This is a genomic window from Actinoplanes solisilvae (assembly GCF_003999975.1).
In the GTDB taxonomy this organism is placed as follows: domain Bacteria; phylum Actinomycetota; class Actinomycetes; order Mycobacteriales; family Micromonosporaceae; genus Actinoplanes; species Actinoplanes solisilvae.
This window is the reverse complement of sequence record NZ_RJAC01000002.1, coordinates 227,262-243,655: the sequence shown is the minus strand read 5'-3', so window position 1 is coordinate 243,655 and position 16,394 is coordinate 227,262. Positions and strand designations below refer to the sequence as shown.

The following is a 16,394-nucleotide window of genomic DNA, read 5'->3' as shown; positions in this document are numbered from 1 at the left end:
TAGGCGGCGATGCCCAGCACACCCGACCGGCCCGACGACTCGGACGACGCCTTCGCGATCGTCGAGGCGGCGCAGGTCGCCGCCCCCGAGCCGGCGCAGCGCGCCTCCGAACCGGTGCAACGCGCCACCGAGCCGGTCACCGCCGAACGCCCCACCGAAGCGGTGGAGCAGCGCACCGTCCTCGTCGACGACAAGGTGCTCGCCGACCGCGAGACGATCCGGCTGCCCAGCCAGCGCCGCCCGCCCGCGCAATCCCGCCCCCGCAGCCGCGCCCCGCTGCCGGTGGCCGTCGCGTTCGCCACGATCTGGGCCGCCCTCATGTCCTACCTGCCCGTCGCGGCCGTCATCGGCCTGGCCCGCAGCCTCGAGGGCAGCGGCGGACTCGCCGGCGCCGCCCACGCGGGCGCGGCCGGCTGGCTGCTCGGCCACGGCGTGCCGATCGGCACCTCGATCGGCTCGCTCGGGCTCACCCCGCTGCTGCTCAGCATCCTCATCGTCTGGCGGCTCAACCGGGCCGGCCTGCACGTCACCCGGGCCGTGGGCGCCCGCCGCTCGGGGTCGACCGTCCGCGCGCTGTCGGTGGCGTTCTCGATCGCCCTCAGCTACTCGCTGCTCGGCTCGGTCGTCGCGGTGCTCGTCGACGGCCGCGGGACCGAGATCATCGCGGGCCGGGCCGCGCTCGACTTCTTCCTCATCGGCGGTGCGGGCGCGCTGATCGGCTCGCTGCGCGGCACCGACGCGCTCAGCTCCTGGGCCCGGCGACTGCCCGCCCCGCTGCGCCACGGCGTACGCACCGGCGTGATCGCCGCGTTCCTGGTGCTCGCGGCCGGGGCCGCGGTGACCGGACTGTCGGTCGCGCTCGGTGGCGGCCAGGCCGCCGACATGATCTCGGCCTACCGCACCGGAGTGGCCGGCCAGGCGGGCATCACGCTCGTCAGCCTGGCCTACGGCGTGAACGGCGCCGTCTGGGCCTCGGCCTATCTGCTCGGCCCCGGCTTCGCGCTCGGCACCGGCTCGATCGTGCGGCTCACCGAGGTGACCGTCGGCCCGTTGCCGACCCTGCCGCTGCTGGCCGGGCTGCCCAACGGCCCGATGGGCGTGGCCGGCGCCCTGCTGATGGCGCTGCCCGTGCTTGCGGGCCTGGCCGCGGGCTGGCTGCTCACCCTGCGCCTGACCCGTGAGGCGCGGGAGGCGGAGACGACACCACGGCCGCCCTGGTCGCTGGTGCTCGGCGGCGGCCTGATCGCCGGCCCGGTGGCCGGCATCGCGCTGGGCCTGATGGCCCGCTTCTCGGGCGGCCCGCTGGGCGACGGCCGGCTGGCCACGGTCGGCCCCGACCCGTGGCAGGTGGCCCTGGTCGCGGCAGCGGTTCTCGGCGTCTCGGCGGCCATCGGCGCCGCCGCCGCGCGGGGGTTCGCGCCCAAGCCGAAAAGCTGACCGGCGGGCGCTGACGTGCCGGCGCCGAGGCGCCAGCGACGTCTGTCCGCCTAGTTGTTGCTGTTCTGGTCGATCCAGTTCTGCACATCGAAGTCGCGGAACGCGACGACCAGGATGATCGCGATGATGCCGAACGCGACGCCGACCGCCGAGCAGATCAGACCGGCCAGCGCCTGACCGCGGTTGCTGGCCAGCCCCTGCTTCGACTTCTGCAGGCCGAGCCAACTGAAGACGCCGCCGACGATGCCGAGGACGATGCCGAGCACTCCGGCGAAGCCGCAGCAGGCCAGCGGGATGGACAGGATGCCGACGATCATGCCGACCAGGCCCTGGGTGTTCTGCTGGGCGGGCTGGCCGGCCGGCGGACCGTAATAGGGAGGCGGCGGGGGCGGAGGGGGTGGAGTGGTCACGAGTGCTCTTCCTCTGCGAAGTGAGGGCGGGGCTGGCGAGAGATCGAAGAAACGGCAGCGTAACCCAGAAACCGGGCAGTTCTCTTCGGCACGAGCGGCAAACCCGGCTGACGTACGGGCCGGGGCGCGCGGGTAGGGTTGCCGGGTGACCGACCCTGCGCCCGCCCGCCTGGTCGTCCTCGTCTCCGGTTCGGGCAGCAACCTTCAGGCGCTGCTCGACGCCTCCGCCGACCCCGCCTACGGGGCCCAGGTCGTGGCCGTGGGCGCCGACCGCGACGGCATCGCCGGTCTCGACCGCGCCGCCGCCGTGGGTGTGCCGACGTTCGTCGACTCGGTGAAGGCCTATGAGACGCGCGACGACTGGGACGCCGCCCTCACCGCCCACGTCGCCGAGTTCAAGCCCGACCTGATCGTCTCGGCCGGCTTCCTCAAGCTCGTCGGGCCGCATTTCCTGGCCGCGTTCGGCGACCGCTACATCAATACGCACAACGCGCTGCTGCCGTCGTTCCCCGGCATCCACGGCCCGCGCGACGCGCTCGCCTACGGCGTCAAGATCGCCGGGGCGACCCTGTTCTTCGTCGACGCCGGCGTCGACACCGGACCGATCATCGCCCAGGTCGCGGTCCCCGTGCACGGCGACGACACGGAAGAGACGCTGACCGAGCGCATCAAGGTGGCCGAACGGGCCCAACTGGTCGAGTGGGTCGGCCGGCTGGTGCGCGACGGCTGGACCATCGAAAACAGGAAGGTACGACAGCCATGACCTCCGACGAGGGCCGCCGCCCGATCAAGCGGGCGCTGCTCAGCGTTTACGACAAGACCGGCCTCGTCGAGCTGGCCCGGGCCCTCGCCGGCGCGGGGGTCGAGATCGTCTCCACCGGCTCGACCGCCGCCCAGGTCGAGGCGGCCGGCGTGCCGGTCACCCGGGTCGAGCAGCTCACCGGCTTCCCCGAGACGCTCGACGGCCGGGTCAAGACCCTGCACCCGCGTGTGCACGCCGGTCTGCTCGCCGACCTGCGGCTCGAGAGCCACGCCGCGCAGCTCGCCGAGCTCGGCATAGAGCCGTTCGACCTGCTGGTCAGCAACCTCTACCCGTTCACCGAGACGGTGGCGTCGGGCGCGAGCGTCGACGAGTGCGTCGAGCAGATCGACATCGGCGGCCCGGCGATGGTGCGCGCGGCCGCGAAGAACCACCCCTCGGTCGCCGTGGTGACGGCCCCGGGGTCGTACGGGCTGATCTTCGACGCCTTGAAGAACGGTGGCTTCTCGCTGACGCAGCGGCGGGCGCTCGCGGCCCGGGCCTTCGCCGACATCGCCGAATACGACATCGCGGTCGCCAACTGGACCGCCACGACTCTCGCGCCGAGCGAGTGGCCCGAGTTCACCGGCATCGGCCTCAAGCGGGCGAACACCCTGCGCTACGGCGAGAACCCCCACCAGGACGCCGCTCTCTACGTCGACCCGAACGCGCCGGTCGGTCTCGCGCAGGCCGAGCTGGTGCACGGCGGCGAGCTGTCGTTCAACAACTACGTCGACGCGGACGCGGCCTGGCGCAGCGCCAACGACTTCGAGCAGCCCTGCGTCGCGATCATCAAGCACGCCAACCCGTGCGGCATCGCGATCGGCGCCGACGTGGCCGAGGCGCACCGCAAGGCCAACGACTGCGACCCGGTCTCGGCGTTCGGCGGCGTGATCGCGGTCAACCGCGAGGTCACCGAGGCGATGGCCAAGCAGCTCGACGGCATCTTCACCGAGGTCATCGTCGCCCCCTCCTACGAGGCGGGCGCCCTCGAGATCTTCCGGGCCAAGAAGAAGCTGCGCGTGCTGGTCGCCCCGGCCTGGGACCCGGCTCCGGCCGAGGTCAAGCAGGTCGGCGGCGGCATGCTGGTGCAGCTCGCCGACCGCGTCGACGCCCCCGGCGACGACCCGGCCAACTGGACCCTGGCGACCGGCGAGGCGGCCACGGCCGACGAACTGGCCGACCTGGCGTTCGCGTGGCGGGCCATCCGCAGCGTGAAGAGCAACGCGATCCTGCTGGCCCGCGACGGCGCGACCGTCGGCGTCGGCATGGGCCAGGTCAACCGGGTCGACTCGGCGCACCTCGCGGTCAACCGCGCCGGCGCCGAGCGGGCCAAGGGCAGCGTGGCCGCCTCCGACGCGTTCTTCCCGTTCCCCGACGGGCTCGAGGTGCTCATCGCGGCCGGTGTCAAGGCGGTCGTGCAGCCGGGCGGCTCGATCCGCGACGACCAGGTGATCGAAGCGGCGGCCAAGGCCGGCGTGACCGTCTACCTGACCGGCACCCGCCACTTCTTCCACGGCTGAGCACACCGGGCACATGACCGACCTCGTGCAGGACACCACCTTCAGCGGCCGCGACTGGGCGCTGGAGGAGGTCTCCGGCGTCCGGTACGAGGACTGCGCCTTCCACGACGTCGACTGGTCGGAGGCGCGGCTCACCGGCTGCGTCTTCACCAACTGCACCTTCGGCAACGTCCGCTTCAACGCGGCCGTGCTCGAACGCGTCGCGATTCTGCAGTCGACGCTGCAACGGTGCTCGTTCTTCGACGCCCACCTGATCGACTGCAAGCTCACGGGTTCGCAGTTCCTCGACTGCGGGCTGCGCCCCCTGAAGATCGAGGGCGGCGACTGGGGTTTCGTGTCCCTGCGCGGGCAGAACCTGGCCGGCACGAAACTCGGCGGCCTGCGGCTCCGCGAGGCCGACCTGATGGGCGCCGACCTGAGCCGGTCCGACCTGCGCGGCGCCGACCTGTCCAACGCGCGACTGACCGACGTGGTCCTCAAGGGCGCCGACCTGCGCGGCGCCGACCTCGACGGGGTGGAGCTGCGCGGCGTCGACCTGACCGGCGCCACGATAGACATCGGCCAGGCCGTGCTGTTCGCGACCGCGTACGGCGCAAAGGTGTCCTAGGCGGAGAGTGGCCTTCTTCGCGTTGACCCGACCGGCCGGTAATAAGCCGGTAACCGACTGATAGCGTCCGGAAAAACGTCCCGGAGACTGGGAGTGGATAGAGCTATGGGCAAGAAGGTAACCGTCGTAGGCGCCGGTTTCTACGGGTCGACGACCGCGCAGCGTCTGGCCGAGTACGACATCTTCGACACTGTGGTGCTCACCGACATCATCGACGGCAAGCCGGCCGGCCTGGCGCTCGACATGAACCAGTCCCGGCCGATCGAGGGCTTCGAGACCAAGGTCGTCGGCGTCACCACCGGCCCCAACGGTGAGGGCTACGAGGCCATCGAGGGTTCCGACGTCGTCGTCGTGACCGCCGGCCTGCCCCGCAAGCCGGGCATGAGCCGCATGGACCTGCTCGAGGTCAACGCCAAGATCGTGCGTCAGGTCGCGGAGAACATCGCGAAGTACGCCCCCAACGCCGTCGTCATCGTGGTCTCGAACCCGGTCGACGAGATGACCGCGCTCGCCCAGCTCGCCACCCAGTTCCCCAAGAACCGGGTCTTCGGCCAGGCCGGTGTGCTCGACACGGCGCGCTTCACCAACTCGATCGCCGAGACCCTCGCGGTGCCGGTCAAGAGCGTCAAGGCGCTGACCCTCGGCTCGCACGGCGACACCATGGTCCCGGTCCCGTCGCGCTGCACCGTCGACGGCAAGCCGCTGTCCGACCTGCTGCCCGCCGAGAAGATCGAGGAGCTGGTCGTCCGCACCCGTAACGGCGGCGCCGAGGTGGTCGCGCTGCTCAAAACCGGTTCGGCCTACTACGCCCCGTCGGCCGCGGCCGCCCGTATGGCCAAGGCCGTCGTCGAAGACTCCGGCGAGGTCCTGCCGGTCTGCGCCTGGGTCGACGGCGAGTACGGCATCTCCGGCGTCTACCTGGGTGTCGAGGCCCAGATCGGCGCCGAGGGCATCAAGAAGGTCGTCGAGGACAAGCTCACCGACACCGAGATCGCCGGTCTCAAGGAGGCCGCCGAGGCCGTCCGCGCCAAGCAGGCGGACGTCGCCAGCCTGTAAAGCACCAGGGAAAGGCCGGGGCCGTCGGTCCCGGCCTTTTTCGTGTACGGGACCGGGTCGCGCGCCAGACTGGTCGGGGCAGCGCGGGGCAGCGCGGGGCAGCGCGGGGCAGCGCGGGGCAGCGCGGGGCAGCGCGGGGCAGCGCGGGGCAGCGCGGGGCAGCGCGGGGCAGCGCGGGGCAGCGCGGGGCAGCTCAGGGGCGGCTCGGGGGCCGCTCGGCGGACGTGAGGAGTCCTGCAGTACGCTCGTACTGTAAAGATTGGCTTTCGGGAGAGGAGCGCCGGCCGCATGGCGAAAATCAAGGTCACGAACCCGGTGGTGGAGCTCGACGGCGACGAGATGACCCGGATCATCTGGAAGCAGATCCGGGAGCAGCTGATCCTGCCCTACCTCGACGTCCCCCTCGAGTACTACGACCTGTCGATCCAGTACCGCGACGAGACCGACGACCAGGTCACCGTCGACGCGGCCAACGCGATCAAGCGGCACGGCGTCGGCGTCAAGTGCGCGACCATCACCCCCGACGAGGCCCGCGTCGAGGAGTTCGGCCTGAAGAAGATGTGGCGGTCGCCGAACGGCACCATCCGCAACATCCTCGGCGGCGTCGTCTTCCGCGAGCCGATCATCATGCAGAACGTGCCGCGCCTGGTGCCGGGCTGGACCAAGCCGATCATCATCGGCCGCCACGCCCACGGCGACCAGTACAAGGCGACCGACTTCGTGGTCCCCAGCGCCGGCAAGCTGACCGTCACCTTCACCCCCGAGGACGGCTCGGCGCCGATGGAGTTCCACGTCGCCGACTACCCGGGCGGCGGCGTCGCGATGGCGATGTACAACTACGACGAGTCGATCCGCGACTTCGCGCGCGCCTCGTTCCGGTACGGCCTGGCCCGCAACTACCCGGTCTACCTGTCGACGAAGAACACGATCCTCAAGGCGTACGACGGCCGGTTCAAGGACCTGTTCGCCGAGATCTTCGAGAGCGAGTTCGCCGACCAGTTCAAGGCGGCCGGCCTCACCTACGAGCACCGGCTGATCGACGACATGGTCGCGGCCGCGATGAAGTGGGAGGGCGGCTACGTCTGGGCCTGCAAGAACTACGACGGTGACGTGCAGTCCGACACCGTGGCTCAGGGCTTCGGCTCGCTCGGCCTGATGACCAGCGTGCTGATGACCCCGGATGGCAAGACCGTCGAGGCCGAGGCCGCGCACGGCACGGTCACCCGGCACTACCGCCAGTGGCAGAAGGGCGAGAAGACGTCGACGAACCCGATCGCGTCGATCTTCGCCTGGACCGGTGGCCTCAAGCACCGCGGCATCCTCGACGGCACCCCCGCGGTGACCGAGTTCGCCGAGACGCTCGAGAAGGTCTGCGTCGAGACGGTCGAGGGCGGCCAGATGACCAAGGACCTGGCCCTGCTCATCTCGCGGGACGCCCCGTGGCTGTCCACCGACGAGTTCATGAACGCGCTCGACGAGAACCTGGCGCGCAAGCTCGCCTGACGTTCCCGCTCGACGAAGGCCGCCGGTCAACTGATCGGCGGCCTTTTCATGCTCCGAAACGCATGTTCGATTCCGTAACCGCTGATTGGAACGCGTCGTTTCTCAGGGCAGAAACGGATGACGGACGCGACGTCGTGGGGTCGCCCATCGGTCCGGCTGCCTTGTCCCAGGCGCCGGCCGGTTCTCGCGGCGTGCCGGGCCTGCCGTCCCTTCCTGCGGGGGGCTCTGTCCCGGGCCCCCCGCCCCTCTCCGTCATCCAGACGTACGAGTGGTGCGAGCGCGTCACCGCTTTCCGGCGCAGGCCACGCACCTCGTGGCGAAGGGGCGGATCTCGAGACGCTCGGCGGCGATGGGCTCGCCGCAGGAATCACAGCGGCCATAGGTGCCCGCGTCCAAGCGGGAGAGCGCGTCGTCGACGGCCGCGAGCTGGGCCCGGGCGGCTTCGAGGACGGCCGTGAGCTGGGCGCGTTCGTACGCGATGGTGGCGCCCTCGGGATCGTGCTCGTCGTCGGCGTTGTCGTCGCGCGAGGCCTCGAACAGGGCGTGCAGGTCGGCGTCGAGGGTCGCTATCTCGGAACGCGACTGCTCACGCAAGCGTTCCAGCGCCGTACGAGTTCTCTCCGTGGCCACCCCTGAAGTATGGGCGGCCACGGAGCACGAACTCAGACGTCGCGGAGCATCTGGGCGGCCTTCTCGGGGACGATGTCGTTCACGAAGAAGCCCATCGCCGACTCGGAACCGGCCAGGTATTTCAGCTTGTCGGCCGCGCGCCGGATGCTGAACAGCTGCAGGTGCAGGTAGCCCAGCTCGCGGCCCTCACCCACGACCGCCTGGTTCCACGCCGAGATGTAGGGCATCGGCTTGCCGAACAGGCCGTCGAAGCGGCGCAGCACGTCGAGGTAGAGCGGCCCGAACGCGTCACGCTCGGCGTCGGACAGGGCGGGCAGGTCGGGCACCTTGCGGTGCGGGGCGATCTGCACCTCGAACGGCCAGCGGGCGGCGGCCGGCACGTACGCCGTCCAGTGCTCGTTGGAGCCGATGACCCGGGCGCCGTCGGCGCGCTCGGCGGCCAGCACGTCGGTGTAGAGGTCGCGGCCGGTGCGGTCGCGATAACGAGCCGCGGCGGCCAGCATCAGCTTCGTGCGCGGCGGCACGGTCGGGAAGGCGTAGATCTGCCCGTGCGGGTGCTGCAGGGTCACGCCGATCTCGACGCCGCGGTTCTCGAACGGGAACACCTGGGCCACGCCGGTCAGGCGGGACATCTCGGCGGTGCGGTCGGCGAGCGCGTCGACGACGGTGCGCACCCGCGACGGCGGCAGGTGGACGAACGCGCTGTTGTGGTCGCTGGTGAAACAGACGACCTCGCAGCGACCGACGCCGGGGCGTACGGGAACCATGCCGGTGATCTCGGAGACCTCGTCGGCCTTGACCCGGTCGCTGAACGACGGGAACTGGTTCTCGAAGACGACCACGTCGTAGTCGGGGGCCGGGATCTCGCTGGCGAACGACGGCTTGGTCGCGCACAGCGGGCACGCGTCCGGCGGCGGCATGAACGTGCGGGTCTGGCGGTGCGCGGCGATGGCCACCCACTCGTCGAGCAGGGGGTCGTACCGGAGCTGGGAGGTGGGGGGCGGGGGAGGGAGCTCGCGCGTATCGGGGTAGGTCGCCCAGTCGGTCGCGCCCTCGTTGAAATAGATCAACTCGCGGCCGTCGGAGAGGCGGATCGCCTCACGGGTCTTGAACGTCATTGCGCTGTCACCACTACAAGATCTCGGACCGTTTCGGACAGAAGGGTGCGGGCCGGTTCGTCCAGCCCGTCGTCGGTGATCAGAACGTCCGCACGGTCGAGCGGAACGATCGAGGAAATGCCCACCGTGCCCCACTTGGTGTGGTCGGCGAGCACGACGAGGCGTTCGGCCGCCTCGATGAGAGCCCGGTTGACGTCGGCTTCCATGAGGTTGGGAGTCGTGTAACCGGCCCGTTCGCTCATCCCGTGCACACCCAGGAAGAGCATGTCCAGGTGGAGCGTGCCGACCGCGGCGACCGCGACCGGGCCGACCAGGGCATCGGAGGGCGTACGGGTCCCGCCGGTGAGCACGACCGTCTGGTCGGGGCGCCCGGCGCGGTAGAAGATGTCGGCGACCGGGATCGAGTTGGTCACCACGGTCAGCGAGGGCACGTCGACCAGGCGCTGGGCGAGCCCGGCGGTCGTCGTGCCGGCCGAGAGCGCGATGGCGTCGCCGGGGGAGACGAGCGCCGCCGCGCGCATGGCCATGGCCGACTTTTCCGCACGCTGACGCACGCTCTTGGCCGCGAAGCCGGGCTCGTGGGCCGAACCCGGGCTCACGGTGGTCGCGCCGCCGTGTACCTTCGCGAGCAGGCCGCGGTCGGCCAGGGACTCGAGGTCGCGCCGGATCGTCATGTCGGAGACGCCGTATTCCGAGGCGAGCTCGCTGACCCGGACACCTCCGGCGGCCCGGACCCGGTCGAGGATGGCGGCCTGCCGCTGCTGTGCCAGCATCAGTGGACCGTCCCCGGGAACCGCACTAATTCGAACACGCCCGAACACTACCTTGTGATTGGGTGTGGCCGAAAGGGTGAGTTAGATACCTCGCCCGCGTTTGTGAAGCGCGGAGAGAACGTTCTCAACCTTCACCGCGCCGGTCATGGCGGCCAGGGCGATCGCGGTCCGCGGTTCCTTCCAGTTCGCGCGCACCGCCTCCTTGCTGAACTGCCACGCCTGACTGCGGTTGCCGGTCGCCGCCGACCAGCACGCCAACTGGCCGTAGACGCGGGCCGCGCCCGGCCGGCAGCCGCTGATCTCCGGGTGCCGCTGCATCATCCAGCGCAGCGAACTGATCTTCGTGGCGTACTCGTAGGCGTAGTGCGACGTGCGGCCCCACAGCACGCGGACCAGCGGCTCGTCGAGGTGCACGATCGGAGCGCGGCGGGCGGCCCGCAGCAGCAGGTCCCAGTCCTCGTTCTGGCTGCCCGGCGCGTCCTCGGCGACCAGCCCGATCGCGTCGGCGGCCAGCGCCGACCGGCGGATCAGGAACGACGACGAGTGCAGCATCGCCAGGCGCGAGCGGGCGAGCTCGTCGACCGTGACCCGGCTGCGGCCCGCCAGCCGTGGGGTGCACTTGCCCTCGTACTCGACCTCGATCGCACACGTCGCCATCTCGGCGTCCGGCTCGGCCAGCAGCGCGGCCACCTGGCGGCGCAACTTGTCGGGTTGCCACTGATCGTCGTCGTCGCAGAACGCCACATACTCGGTGTCGAGCGCGAGGATGCCGGTGTTGCGCGCGCCGGCCAGCCCCGACGTCCGCCAGTTGGTGAGCACCAGCACCTGCACGCCCTCGGTGGACGCCAGCAGATAGTCGGGCTCCGTCTGGTCGTACACGACCAGGATCTTGATCTCGCCCGGATAGCGCTGGTCACGGACCGCGCCGATGGCCTTGCGCACCAGCTCGGGCCGGTTGCGGGTGGGAATGACGACGCCGACGGACGGCCAGTTCATCGGTTCTCCTCGAGGGGCGAGTCGGGGGACGTGACGGAGAGCGGATATCCGTACGCCCGCAGCATCGGGGCGCACACGGTTCCGACCAGGCGCCGCTGGTTGCGAGGCAGTGAGCGTTTCCAGGCGTCGTCGCGGCGCAGCGGCAGCCGGCCGACGGTGAAGCGCATGGGGTTGCCGGCGGCGCTGTGCCCGACGCCCAGGTCGGCGTACCCGTCGCCGAGGAAGTCCAGGTCCTGGTCGGTCAGCCGCAGCCCGGCGAAGTCGCCGAGCTCGAGCAGTGCCGACCGGGGATCGGCCAGGAACTCCTCGTAGCGCATGCGGTGCACGGCCACGCCGCGCTTCGCGAGCAGCCCGAACGCGGCGTTGTGAGCGTTCCAGAGCAGCGCCGAACGCCCGGGGGAGTAGCGGGTCATCTCGTCGGCGCCGTCGGTCTCGGGGCGCGACACCGTCTTGGTCCACGAGTACGCCACCCCGCGCGCGTCCCGCACGACATGCACCACGCGCAGGTCGATGTCGGGGGCCCAACGCAGCACGTGCGCGAGGGCCGAGTGCTTCGACGAGTCGACCACGACCTTCGCGCCGGCGATCTCGGCGGCCGCGGTGTAGACCCGGGCGTAGAAATGTGCGTATTCGTGCACCTCGTCGGGCGCCTCGACCGCGGTCGCGAGCCGTGGGATGTGGCGGGTGCGCTCGACGGCGTCGCGCAGGGCGTGCACCCGGTCGACGTCGACGTTGTGCCAGCCGCCGAACGCGTACTGCCCGACCCGGCGCCAGAACGCGCAGGCCGAGAAGCGGGCGCCGCAGCCGCACCGCTCGTCGTCGCGGAGGTCGCGTTGCCACAGGTGGACGACCTCTCCCAGTGCGCATACCCCGGGTAGTTCGCCTAGCAGGCGCTCGACGAGCGTTGTCCCGCTTCGTCCTAATCCACCCAGAAATAGCACACGTGCCACTTTGGCCCACCTTCGCTCGTTTCGCTCCTATAACGAGCCAACAAGCGTGAAGGAGGCGTTGCGTGACAGTCGAGGCTTTCGACCGGGTCCAGCTCGACGGCACCGGCATCGATCGGATCACCGAGGCGGAGGTGGTGGCCGTCGTCCGCGACGCCCTCGCCCGCGGCCGCGGCGGCCGGATCGTCACCCCGAACATCGACATTCTGCGACGTGCGCAACAGGACGAGGAGTGTCGCCGCCACCTGGCCGACGCCGACCTGATCGTCGCCGACGGCATGCCCCTGATCTGGGCCAGCCGCCTGCGCGGGACACCGCTGCCCGAGCGGGTGGCCGGCAGCAGCCTGATCTGGTCGCTCTCGGCGGGCCTCGGCCTCGACGGTCGTTCGATCTTCGTCCTCGGCGGTGCCCCGTCAGCCGACGACGCCCTGGCCGACGGGGCCACCCGCGCGGCCGACCGGCTCCTCGCGCGATGCCCGGGCCTGCGCGTCGCCGGGACGGCCTGCCCCCCGTTCGGCTTCGATCAGGATCCCCAGGCGTACGCCGACTTCTGCGCGAAGATCGTCGACGCCCGCCCGGACCTCGTGTTCGTCGGGCTGGGCTACCCGAAGCAGGAGCGCATGATCACCCGCCTGCGGGCCGAGCTGCCGCAGTCGTGGTTCATCGGCTGCGGGGCGGCGGTGAACTTCGTCGCGGGCGATGTGGAGCGGGCCCCGCGGTGGATGCAGCGCACGGGGCTGGAGTGGGCGCATCGCCTCGGCACCGAACCGCGGCGGCTGGCGGGACGCTATCTGCGACACGACGCGCCCTATGCGCTGAGGTTGCTCGCCCAGGCGCCGGCGCAGCGCGCCCGAGTCCGAGCACCGCGCCCGAGCCCGGGTCCGCGCACCGGACAGTACGTCAGCTCGCCAGAGCTGCCCGTGTCAGCGGAGACCGCAGCGTCTAAGGGGGTGCGTGGCAGAGATTGCGCCGCGGCACTTGGGCAGGGTCGATCGTCACCGGCGGGATGAACTCGGGGCGGCGGTCGGAGCCGAAGCGGATCTGCCACTCCCCGCTGGGGTGGTGGAGAAGCCGGTGATGCCGACGGCAGAGCAGCACGGTGTTGCCAGTGCTTCCGTAGTTGGTACGGTCGATGTATGCCAGCTGTCAGCACCAGCCCGGCGGTGACAGGCCGGGAATACTTGCGGGTCAGTCAGGACAGGTCTGGGCGTGAGCGGTCCCCGGAGGAGCAACACCACGATCACCTCGGCGTCGCGGCCGAACGGGGTTGGACGCTGGGCGCGCCGTACCGGGATGTCGGGTCGGCGTCGCGGTATGCGGCGAAGGCTCGGGAGGGTTTCGACCGGCTGATCGCCGATCTGGAGGCGGGCCGGTTCGGCGCAGACTTGCTGGTGTTGTGGGAGGGGTCGCGGGGCTCGCGGCGTACCAACGAGTGGGTGCGGTTGATCGAGTTGTGTGAGGACCGCGCGGTGAAGATTTTCATCTTCACCTATGAGCGGCTGTTCGATCCGGCCAACCCGTACGACCGGGCTGATCTGTTGGAGTTGGCGGTCAAGAGCGAGTTGGCCTCGGCGGAGACGTCGAAGCGGACCCGCCGGGCGGCAGCCGCGACAGCGGCGGCCGGACGCCCAGCGGGACGCTGTCCGTATGGCTATCAGCGCCGCTATGACCCGGTGACCCGCAAGCTGGTCGAGCAGATCGAACAGCCCGCGGAGGCGGCGGTGGTGCGGGAGCTGTTCGAGCGGCTACACGCCGGGCACTCTCTCCGCTCGGTGGAACGCGATTTCCGGGAACGCGGTATCCGGACACGGACCGGGCTGGTGTTCAGCTCGCAGCACCTGCGGTCGCTGGCGATGAACCCGGCCTACAGCGGCCAACGGGTCCACGACCCGGGACGGACATCGGGGCACACGCTGTCGCCGAACGCGACGTTCACTCCGGCAGTGTGGCCCGCCTTGGTGACCAGAGCCGTGTTTCTGGCGGTGCGGCGCAGGCTGACCGCACCGGAGCGGGTCACGACCAGGCCGGGCCGGGCGGTGCATCTGCTGTCGATGATCGGCGTGTGCGATGTCTGCGACAGCCCGATCGCCGCCCGCTCCGGTGACCGGGGCCGCGAGTACGTCTGCCACCGCAAGGGCTGCATCCGGATCAGCTACGACGAGCTGAACACGTTCGCGGAGGCGGCCGTCATCGACTACCTGTCCCGCCCGGAGAACCTCGCGTGGCTGAACATCGGCGGTGACGACGATGCCGCGCTGCTGGCCGTGCGGGATCAGGTCGCCGAGATCCAGGCGGAACTGGACGACCTGGCCGACCAGGTAGGAGCCGGCCAGATCACGGTGACCCTCGCTGCCCGGGCGGAACCGGCAATCCTGGCCCGGCTGAAGACGGCGCAGGCGCGGGAGGCGGAACTGACCACCCCTGCTCCGCTACGCGATTTCATGACTCCGGGTGTCGATGTGGTCCGGCAGTGGACGGCGGCTCCGATGCCTGCCCGCCGGGAGCTGGTGCGGTTGCTGTTCTCGCCCCGGGCCTGCGGCCAGCTGCGGGTTCGCCGGTCACCGTCGAAAGGCCACCGCTACCCGGCGGAGCAACGGGTGTGGTGGAAGACCGCTACCTGATCAGCAGGCACGACGGGCGGGCACCCGTTTGGCGGGTGCCCGCCCGCCGCAGTGTCGCTGAGGGAGATGGGTTGTCAGGACGTTTCGTGGTGCGTGTTGAGCAGGGCCGCGACGGTGTCGCGTTGGTCGTCGGTGAGGGCCGGCCAGCGGTCCACGGCAGCGGCGACGTGGACCATGTACTGCTGGTCGCGTAAGGCGCGCCGGAGTTGTTCGGTGGCTCGATCATCGCCGGGACGTACTCGTGCGATGGCCGCGAGTCGCGCCGTCCGGTCGATCGCGTGGTCTCGGTCAGTGTCGGTTTCACGGTCTGGTGCGGTGGTGCCGGGTGGTCTTTCGCCGTGCGCGGCACGGCTTAGTCGTGCGGCATCACGGCGTGCTCCCATGTCCCTCCTGCGTGGACGGTCACGACGTCGGGTCTGATGGTCAGGACCATGATGGTTCTCCTTCGGTGATCGACCCGGCCCGTTGTGGGCCGGGAGCTTCGTTGATCGCCCCGGTCTTCGCGCTGTGGCTCAGGTCCGTGACGATCCGGTTATGCGGCGTTGCGGATCCTGGCGGTGACAGCGCTGCCGAGGGCTCCCAGCGAGAGGGTGGGGCCGGGATGGTGATGCAGCCACCAGACCGGCCCGGCCGGGTCGTCCGGCCCGGGTGCCGAGCTGCTGGTGGGTGCGGGTCGTCCGGGGCGGTGGTGCACGGCGGTGGCGGCCGGGTAGCCGCTGCGCGCGGTGGATAGGGCTTCGTGCAGGTGGTGTTCCCGGGCGGTGCTGGGGAGCCAGAACAGGACCGGCCACAGGTTGCCGGTGACCCGGGCGAGCTGGTGGTAGCCGTCGATCTTGTCGACCAGCCGGGTCAGCGGTTCGGTCCCCAAGTCGTATTCGAGGAAGAACGCGGTGCTGCCATGCGAGTCGGTGAAGATGCCGTGCCCGTCCGGGCGCACCCTAGGCCGGTAGGCCAGGGCGGTCCCGTCGACCCGACCGTCGGCCGCGGTAACGAACGCTCCAGCCTGCTGACAACGAGCAGCCGACCACCAGCGCTCCAATCGGGCGTCGGGGTGGGTGCGGGCGTGGGCGGCCAGCCGGGTGAAGAAATCGTTGACGCCCAACAGGTGCGGCAGGTTGGCCCGGTTGGTTAACTGCCACCGCCGTTGCCGCGCCAAGTCCCGGCGCGGGACCGGCTCGCCGCGTTGCGCGGCGATCACGTCCGCACCCAACTGGGCGAGCAGCCAGTGATACGGCCACGATCCGCCGTCCGGACGTTGCGGCCGGAACCGGTCCACCACCCGCAACGCCAGCAGAGCACGCAGCCGCCGCTGGGCGAAGTTCACCGACGGAAACAACGCGGCGGCGATCTGCTCGGTGGTCAACACACCATGATCGGCGAGCCAGCCCAACAGGACCAGATCCCGGCCGGTCAGGGCGGACTGCACCCGCAGGATCGGCTCAGTCACCGCCACCACCGGCGGCCGGCATAGCCGCATTTACCCCACAGGGGACCCCTGATAGAGGGTCAGTCGCGGCAGCAGTATCGCGGCTGACAGGTGGCATGAGCTGCACTGTCAGACCCAACAACGGGTCCGGGTGGGGGTCCTGATCAAGTGGGACCCCCACCCGGACCCCCGTACTGACCTCCAGCGGGACGCCGGAAACAACCGAACCCCGAGACTCAGCGCGGCGCTGGCGACAGGACTGATCCGAGTGACCGAAGTGATGCGAGATCATCAGAAACTCCAAGGCATCGACGAGGCGGCGGGCGGCCAACATCACGCCGCCGGCCAACGCCCGGTCGGGCGTAGACCTGATGACTCGCGATATGGCCGTGAGGAGCAGGGTGCCGAGACACGCGCAGGACACGCACCGCCGACGGCCTCGTACGGCCGTGGCGCGCGTATCCGGGCGTGTGCCGGACACCGGGGCTCAACTCACCGGTGTGGGTGCCCGATTCGGGGTCCGCCCGATCACCGGAGCCGCCCGATGC

At 70.7% G+C, this 16,394-nt stretch carries 15 protein-coding genes; 8 read left to right on the top strand and 7 right to left on the bottom strand.

Going from position 1 to position 16,394, the window contains the following annotated elements:
- Window positions 1-9 precede the first annotated feature (9 nt).
- A complete protein-coding gene (locus EER30_RS07945) occupies window positions 10-1,437 on the top strand; it encodes a cell division protein PerM (RefSeq protein WP_127499697.1) in 1,428 nt (475 codons plus the stop codon).
- A 50-nt stretch (window positions 1,438-1,487) separates the two neighbouring features.
- On the opposite strand, the gene EER30_RS07940 is transcribed toward EER30_RS07945, so the two are convergent.
- The gene (locus EER30_RS07940; protein WP_205650140.1) at window positions 1,488-1,847 is read right to left on the bottom strand and encodes a DUF4190 domain-containing protein; all 360 of its coding nucleotides are present in this window, start codon (window positions 1,845-1,847) and stop codon (window positions 1,488-1,490) included.
- A 145-nt stretch (window positions 1,848-1,992) separates the two neighbouring features.
- On the opposite strand from EER30_RS07940, the gene purN reads away from it, so the two are divergent.
- From purN to EER30_RS07915, 5 genes are all read left to right on the top strand, one after another.
- A complete protein-coding gene (gene purN, locus EER30_RS07935; protein WP_127499696.1) occupies window positions 1,993-2,610 on the top strand; it encodes a phosphoribosylglycinamide formyltransferase in 618 nt (205 codons plus the stop codon).
- On the top strand, window positions 2,607-4,169 hold the full coding sequence (gene purH / locus EER30_RS07930; protein ID WP_127499695.1) for a bifunctional phosphoribosylaminoimidazolecarboxamide formyltransferase/IMP cyclohydrolase: 1,563 nt from the start codon (window positions 2,607-2,609) through the stop codon (window positions 4,167-4,169). Before purN ends, purH begins: the two co-directional genes overlap by 4 nt.
- 13 nt (window positions 4,170-4,182) lie before the next feature.
- Entirely contained in the window at window positions 4,183-4,776 is a 594-nt protein-coding gene (locus EER30_RS07925; RefSeq protein WP_127499694.1) for a pentapeptide repeat-containing protein, read from the top strand.
- 105 nt (window positions 4,777-4,881) lie between these two features.
- Complete coding sequence (gene mdh, locus EER30_RS07920; protein WP_127499693.1) at window positions 4,882-5,832, top strand: malate dehydrogenase; 951 nt, start codon at window positions 4,882-4,884, stop codon at window positions 5,830-5,832.
- A 288-nt stretch (window positions 5,833-6,120) separates the two neighbouring features.
- On the top strand, window positions 6,121-7,335 hold the full coding sequence (locus EER30_RS07915) for an NADP-dependent isocitrate dehydrogenase (RefSeq protein WP_127499692.1): 1,215 nt from the start codon (window positions 6,121-6,123) through the stop codon (window positions 7,333-7,335).
- A 282-nt stretch (window positions 7,336-7,617) separates the two neighbouring features.
- Here EER30_RS07915 and EER30_RS07910 read toward each other — a convergent pair whose 3' ends face one another.
- The 5 genes from EER30_RS07910 to EER30_RS07890 form a co-directional block, all read right to left on the bottom strand.
- Window positions 7,618-7,965: a TraR/DksA family transcriptional regulator gene (locus tag EER30_RS07910; RefSeq protein WP_127499691.1), complete on the bottom strand. Its 348-nt coding sequence runs from the start codon at window positions 7,963-7,965 to the stop codon at window positions 7,618-7,620.
- A gap of 32 nt (window positions 7,966-7,997) precedes the next feature.
- On the bottom strand, window positions 7,998-9,083 hold the full coding sequence (galT, locus tag EER30_RS07905; RefSeq protein WP_127499690.1) for a galactose-1-phosphate uridylyltransferase: 1,086 nt from the start codon (window positions 9,081-9,083) through the stop codon (window positions 7,998-8,000).
- Complete coding sequence (locus tag EER30_RS07900) at window positions 9,080-9,856, bottom strand: DeoR/GlpR family DNA-binding transcription regulator (RefSeq protein WP_127499689.1); 777 nt, start codon at window positions 9,854-9,856, stop codon at window positions 9,080-9,082. Before EER30_RS07900 ends, galT begins: the two co-directional genes overlap by 4 nt.
- 81 nt (window positions 9,857-9,937) lie before the next feature.
- The gene (locus EER30_RS07895; protein WP_127499688.1) at window positions 9,938-10,852 is read right to left on the bottom strand and encodes a glycosyltransferase family 2 protein; all 915 of its coding nucleotides are present in this window, start codon (window positions 10,850-10,852) and stop codon (window positions 9,938-9,940) included.
- Complete coding sequence (locus EER30_RS07890) at window positions 10,849-11,802, bottom strand: sulfotransferase (protein WP_127499687.1); 954 nt, start codon at window positions 11,800-11,802, stop codon at window positions 10,849-10,851. Before EER30_RS07890 ends, EER30_RS07895 begins: the two co-directional genes overlap by 4 nt.
- A 62-nt stretch (window positions 11,803-11,864) precedes the next feature.
- Here EER30_RS07890 and EER30_RS07885 point away from each other — a divergent pair, with 62 nt between their 5' ends.
- Both EER30_RS07885 and EER30_RS07880 read left to right on the top strand, forming a co-directional pair.
- On the top strand, window positions 11,865-12,809 hold the full coding sequence (locus EER30_RS07885) for a WecB/TagA/CpsF family glycosyltransferase (protein WP_127499686.1): 945 nt from the start codon (window positions 11,865-11,867) through the stop codon (window positions 12,807-12,809).
- A 126-nt stretch (window positions 12,810-12,935) separates the two neighbouring features.
- Window positions 12,936-14,420 (top strand): recombinase family protein, encoded by a 1,485-nt coding sequence (locus tag EER30_RS07880; protein WP_127499685.1) that lies wholly within the window; start codon window positions 12,936-12,938, stop codon window positions 14,418-14,420.
- A 532-nt stretch (window positions 14,421-14,952) separates the two neighbouring features.
- Here the strand turns inward: EER30_RS07880 and EER30_RS07875 are convergent.
- A complete protein-coding gene (locus tag EER30_RS07875; protein ID WP_127499684.1) occupies window positions 14,953-15,867 on the bottom strand; it encodes a replication-relaxation family protein in 915 nt (304 codons plus the stop codon).
- Window positions 15,868-16,394: the final 527 nt, after the last annotated feature.

Bases quoted from the DNA above. Each gene is read 5' to 3' on its own strand.
- EER30_RS07945 (WP_127499697.1), top strand. From the start codon at position 10: ATGCCCAGCACACCCGACCGGCCCGACGACTCGGACGACGCCTTCGCG.
- purH (WP_127499695.1), top strand. From the start codon at position 2,607: ATGACCTCCGACGAGGGCCGCCGCCCGATCAAGCGGGCGCTGCTCAGC.
- EER30_RS07925 (WP_127499694.1), top strand. From the start codon at position 4,183: ATGACCGACCTCGTGCAGGACACCACCTTCAGCGGCCGCGACTGGGCG.
- mdh (WP_127499693.1), top strand. From the start codon at position 4,882: ATGGGCAAGAAGGTAACCGTCGTAGGCGCCGGTTTCTACGGGTCGACG.
- EER30_RS07915 (WP_127499692.1), top strand. From the start codon at position 6,121: ATGGCGAAAATCAAGGTCACGAACCCGGTGGTGGAGCTCGACGGCGAC.
- galT (WP_127499690.1), bottom strand. From the start codon at position 9,083: ATGACGTTCAAGACCCGTGAGGCGATCCGCCTCTCCGACGGCCGCGAG.
- EER30_RS07900 (WP_127499689.1), bottom strand. From the start codon at position 9,856: ATGCTGGCACAGCAGCGGCAGGCCGCCATCCTCGACCGGGTCCGGGCC.
- EER30_RS07895 (WP_127499688.1), bottom strand. From the start codon at position 10,852: ATGAACTGGCCGTCCGTCGGCGTCGTCATTCCCACCCGCAACCGGCCC.
- EER30_RS07880 (WP_127499685.1), top strand. From the start codon at position 12,936: ATGCCAGCTGTCAGCACCAGCCCGGCGGTGACAGGCCGGGAATACTTG.